The organism is Frankia sp. Mgl5 (assembly GCF_023242985.1).
Taxonomy (GTDB): Bacteria; Actinomycetota; Actinomycetes; order Frankiales; family Frankiaceae; genus Parafrankia; species Parafrankia soli.
The window spans coordinates 1-4,246 of the sequence record NZ_JALKFY010000726.1 but is presented as its reverse complement, the minus strand read 5'-3'; the positions used below and the strand labels follow the sequence as shown (position 1 = coordinate 4,246).

Annotated in this window: 4 protein-coding genes and 3 pseudogenes; 4 read left to right on the top strand and 3 right to left on the bottom strand. The window is 69.5% G+C overall.

Annotation, left to right across the window (positions count from 1 at the left end; genetic code table 11):
- Positions 1-302: 302 nt before the first annotated feature.
- Together MXD62_RS27085 and MXD62_RS27080 are read right to left on the bottom strand one after the other, a co-directional pair.
- Positions 303-566, bottom strand: coding sequence for a hypothetical protein (locus MXD62_RS27085; protein ID WP_248832237.1), 264 nt, complete (start codon positions 564-566; stop codon positions 303-305).
- A 67-nt stretch (positions 567-633) separates the two neighbouring features.
- Complete coding sequence (locus tag MXD62_RS27080; RefSeq protein ID WP_248832236.1) at positions 634-2,349, bottom strand: 2-isopropylmalate synthase; 1,716 nt, start codon at positions 2,347-2,349, stop codon at positions 634-636.
- Between MXD62_RS27080 and MXD62_RS27075 the strand changes: the two genes are divergently transcribed.
- The 4 genes and pseudogenes from MXD62_RS27075 to MXD62_RS40970 form a co-directional block, all read left to right on the top strand.
- Positions 2,348-2,512 carry a hypothetical protein gene (locus MXD62_RS27075; protein WP_248832235.1) on the top strand — a complete coding sequence of 55 codons (165 nt, stop codon included), beginning with the start codon at positions 2,348-2,350 and terminating at the stop codon, positions 2,510-2,512. The genes MXD62_RS27080 and MXD62_RS27075 overlap by 2 nt on opposite strands.
- 187 nt (positions 2,513-2,699) lie before the next feature.
- Positions 2,700-3,398, top strand: a complete 699-nt coding sequence (locus MXD62_RS27070) for an FCD domain-containing protein (RefSeq protein ID WP_248832234.1) — start codon at positions 2,700-2,702, stop codon at positions 3,396-3,398.
- 117 nt (positions 3,399-3,515) lie between these two features.
- Positions 3,516-3,647: pseudogene (locus MXD62_RS40975) on the top strand (MFS transporter); the annotation flags it as partial.
- 20 nt (positions 3,648-3,667) lie between these two features.
- Positions 3,668-3,869, top strand: a pseudogene (locus tag MXD62_RS40970) (GntR family transcriptional regulator); the annotation flags it as partial.
- 168 nt (positions 3,870-4,037) lie between these two features.
- Here MXD62_RS40970 and MXD62_RS40965 read toward each other — a convergent pair.
- Positions 4,038-4,175 (bottom strand): annotated as a pseudogene (locus MXD62_RS40965) (DNA-binding transcriptional regulator); the annotation flags it as partial.
- Positions 4,176-4,246 lie beyond the last annotated feature (71 nt).

Genomic DNA, 4,246 nt, shown 5'->3' with positions numbered 1-4,246 from the left:
AAGAACGTCGGCGGCCTCGCGCAGTACGGCCTCGGTTCCCTGCTGCCCGAGAAACTGTGGATCCAGCCGTAGCCGTCCGCCCTGGATAAGAGGTCGCCGTAGCCCACGAATGCCGGGGCGATCTCCCAGGCACGGACCAGACTCGGCGCCGCGGGGAGGGTCCCCTGGCGGGCGTGGGCCCGACCAGGGGAACCGTGGCGGTTGCCGCTCTCGGACGGGCGCCGACCGAATATGGTCGTGCGCCATGCGGAACTCGTTCTGTGCTCTGGCCTGAAGGCGAAGCCGAGAACGGCGAGCGACGGTCAGGGCATGTCGAGTACGTCGGCGTCGGTTCCGACTGCCAGGACGGTCGGACGTTCGACGGCCACGTCCGCCACCCGCGTGCCACTCTTGTCGATCACGTCGAAGTCCCGCAGCACGAACTCCGACTCGCGGGTTCGCGCAGTGGTGACGACCGAGTACCGCGGGATGCCGTCAGCAGCGCTGACCTCGGAACGGCTCCACGACTTCAGTTCCGCGGCGGCAGAGTATGGATTGGTCGGGATGAGGCCGTGCGCGGCCGGCATGCCGTCGGCGGATCCCGCATCCGGCGATGGCCGGCCCCGGAAGCAGGGTCGGCCATCGCGGAGGCCGCTACCGCGGGAGGCGGTTGACCGCGGCGATGACGGCGTTGACCGAAGCGGTGAGTGCGGAGGTGTCTTGGCCCGCGCCCCAGCGGTCCGTTCCGCTGCGACCGACCTGGACGTAGGCTGTCGCGAGGCTGGTCCCGCCGCGCTCCATGGCGTGTTCGCTGTAGGCGAGGATCTCCGCCTCGACACCGACCCCGGCGAGCAGGGCTGTCAGCGCCGCGAGCGGACCGTTTCCGGTGGCCCGGGCACTCGTCTCCGTGCCGGAGATCGACAGCTCCGCCACGAACTCGTGCTCGCCCGCGGCTGTCTCGGCGGTCCGCCAGGCGAGCAGCACCACCGGCCCGGCGTACACGGGAGCCAGGTAGCGGGCCTGGAACATCTCCCACAGCTCCTTGGGCGCGAGCTCTCGGCCGTCGCGGTCGGCGGTTTGCTGTGCGGACTGTGCGAAGTCGATCTGCAGGCTCCTGGGGAGCTCCAGGCCCTGGTGCAGGTTCAGCAGGTGTGCGATGCCGCCTTTTCCGGACTGGCTGTTCACCCGGATCAGAGCCTCGTAGGTGCGCCCGACGTCCGCCGGGTCGATCGGCAGGTACGGCACGGTCCACGGGGTCTGGCCCACCGGCACTGCGAGTTCAGTGGCGCGGGCCGCGTGATGCGCGAGGCCCTTGCTGATCGCGTCCTGGTGGGTGCCGGAGAAGGCCGTGTACGCCAGCTCGCCACCATAGGGGTGCCGCGGATGGACCGGCATCCGGTTGCAGTGCTCAACAGTCTCCCGGATGACGTCGATGTCCGAAAAGTCGATCATCGGGTTGACGCCCTGAGAGTAGAGGTTGAGCGCGAGGGTGACCAGATCGACGTTCCCGGTGCGTTCGCCGTTTCCGAACAGGCAGCCCTCGATCCGCTGCGCGCCGGCGAGCAGCGCCAGCTCCGCGCACGCGACTCCGGTGCCGCGGTCGTTGTGCGGGTGGACGGAGAGGATCACCGAGTCCCGCCGGTCCAGGTTGCGGTGCATGTACTCGATCTGGTCGGCATAGATGTTCGGGGTGGAGATCTCGATGGTCGCCGGTAGGTTGTGGATGACCGGCCGTTGCGGGCAAGCGTCCCACAGCGCGGTGAGGGTGTTGCAGATCTCCAGGGCGAAGTCGGGTTCGGTCGCGTTGAAGACCTCGGGGGAGAACTGGAAACGGACGTCCGGGCAGTGCGGTGCCTCGGCGAGCCGGGCCATATGCCCGGCGGCGTCGCGGGCCAGCGACAGCACATCCGCACGGTCGCGACCGAGGACGACCTGCCGCCAGACCGGGGCCGTCGCGATGTAGAGGTGGACCACGACCCGAGGCATCCCGCCGGTGTCCGGTATCCCGGCGATCGACTCGAAGGTCCGTTCGATGAGGTCCTGCCGCGCCGGAGTGAACACCACCACCGTGACGTCCGGCGGGATGGCGTCGTCCTCGACCAGGTGCCGGACGAAATCGAAGTCGGTCTGACTGGCCGAGGGATAGCCGACCTCGATCTCCTTGAAGCCCATGGCGACGAAGAGGTCGAACATCGTTCGCTTGCGTGGCGTGTCCATCGGCTCGCGCAGGGCCTGGTTGCCGTCCCGGAGATCCACCGGTACCCACAGCGGCGCGGTGTCGACGCGGTGCGTCGGCCACCTCCGCGCCGACGGGGCGATGCCGGGCAGGCTCACCCGCTCGTGGGCGGGCTTGTACCGCTGGTGGGGCATGAAGCTGGGGCGCTGCGGATTCCAGGCGGGCGCGTCGGCCGGCCTGGTGCCCTGTGGCCGGATCAGCGTGGGAAAGCTGGCCGCCATGGCGGAGGATGCGGCAGTGGCGGGTGCCGGCGACGTGCCGGCGGGCGACGCCGCGGCAGGCAGCCTGGAGGAATGAACGGACATGGGAGTGGTCGGCCTTTCCGGCTCGGTCGCACCTCGTCGACCGGCAGCACGACGCTCCACCGCGGCGGGGTGCCGGTCGTCTCAGGCCCCGCCGCGGCGGAGAAGAAGCAGCCACACGCCCAGCGTCACGGGCGTACCATACTCCAGGTCTCAGCTTCTCTGACAACCTGTGGGGTTCGATGGCGCTCGGCGCACTGCATCCGACGTCTCTGGTCGACCAGGCGACTCAGCGTCTGCGTGAGCAGATCACCGGCGGTGAGTGGCCGGTCGGCACTCGTCTGCCCGGGGAGACCTCGCTTGCCGCGACGCTCGGAGTGGGGCGTTCCACTGTGCGGGAGGCGTTGCGCGCGCTGGCAGGCGCGGGGCTGGTGCAGTCCCGGCAGGGATCCGGAGTGTTCGTCATCGCCCTGGAACCGGCGCAGGACTGGCGGGAGGTGCTGCGCCGCGCCGCGGTCGCGGACGTCTACGAGGTACGGATGCTGATGGAGGTGCAGGCGGTGCGGCTCGCCGCGCAGCGCCGCACCGACGTGGAGATGAGTGCTCTGTGGGCGGCCCTCGAACGGCGGCGGGAGGCGGCGGCCGGTGGCGATGACAAGGTGTTCGTCGACGCCGACATCCGCCTGCACGCCGCCGTGGTCGCGGCCGCGCGTAACCCCGTGCTCGACGGGCTGTTCACCGAGTTCCTGCCCACCCTGCGCCGAGGGCTCATCGAGCTGGTCGAGCTTCTGGATCTTCGCGCCGCCGAGGTCAACCACGGCGACGCCGCGCACGCCGCCCTCATCGAGGCCGTGGCCGCCGGCGACGGCGAGCGCGCCAGCGAGATCCTGCGCGCCGAGCTGGACCACACGCTGGCCCTGCTCCGAGCGCCGAAGGTCTGAGCGAGCAGTCATGGCACATGGACTGGCGTCTCCTGCTCTTTACTTCTCGGACAACCTGAGGAATACGGCAGGTGTGGGCAGGGTCGGGAGGAGCCCGGAACCAATGAACTGCCGGTTATGAACAAGGGCCGGATGGGATCTCTCACCGCCACCCACACCGTCAACGATCTGTACCAGGGTGCTGTCCCGGCGCTCCTGCCCTTCCTCATGCCGCAGCGGGGCTACAGCTACTCGGCCCTGGCTGGTATCGGGACCGCGGAGTACCACCCGCCGGCCAGGGTGCGCTCGAGTCTGTGCAGGGCTTCGGCGTGTTCGTCACGGCCCCCGACGTTTCCGAGGAGTGGGATTCCGTGCTCCGGGGCAGCGACATCGTTGCGGTGATCGAGGCGTGCGACGGAGGCGTCCGCGGCAGCCGCCCAGCGGCGCACGCCCGCCGAGCTGCGCGTGTTACGCCGGGCGCTCGACGCTCGCGGGGCTGTAGTTGCCGCGGCCAACCCTGCACCGCCTGCGGCTACTGGTCCGCCCGGAGACTTTTCTGCGCTGGCACCGCGCCCTAATCACCCGCTACCACGCCGCCGCCTCCCGTCCCAAATGGCGCGGTCGGCCCCGCACGGCCCGACGGGACCGGTCAGCGAGCTTTCAGGATCGTCGTTCCTGTTTAAGTAGCTCGGCGATGACCGGGCGGCCGTCGGTGGCGTCGGTGATGAGGCCGCTCACCGACGCGACCGGCAGCACGGTGAACGGCGATGCGGTGCCGATCTTCTCGCTGCTGGCTACTGAAGATTAACGTGTGAAGTTATGTTGATCGGAGATTTTTCCAGGTCAGTCCGGTTTCGGTGAGGAACCCG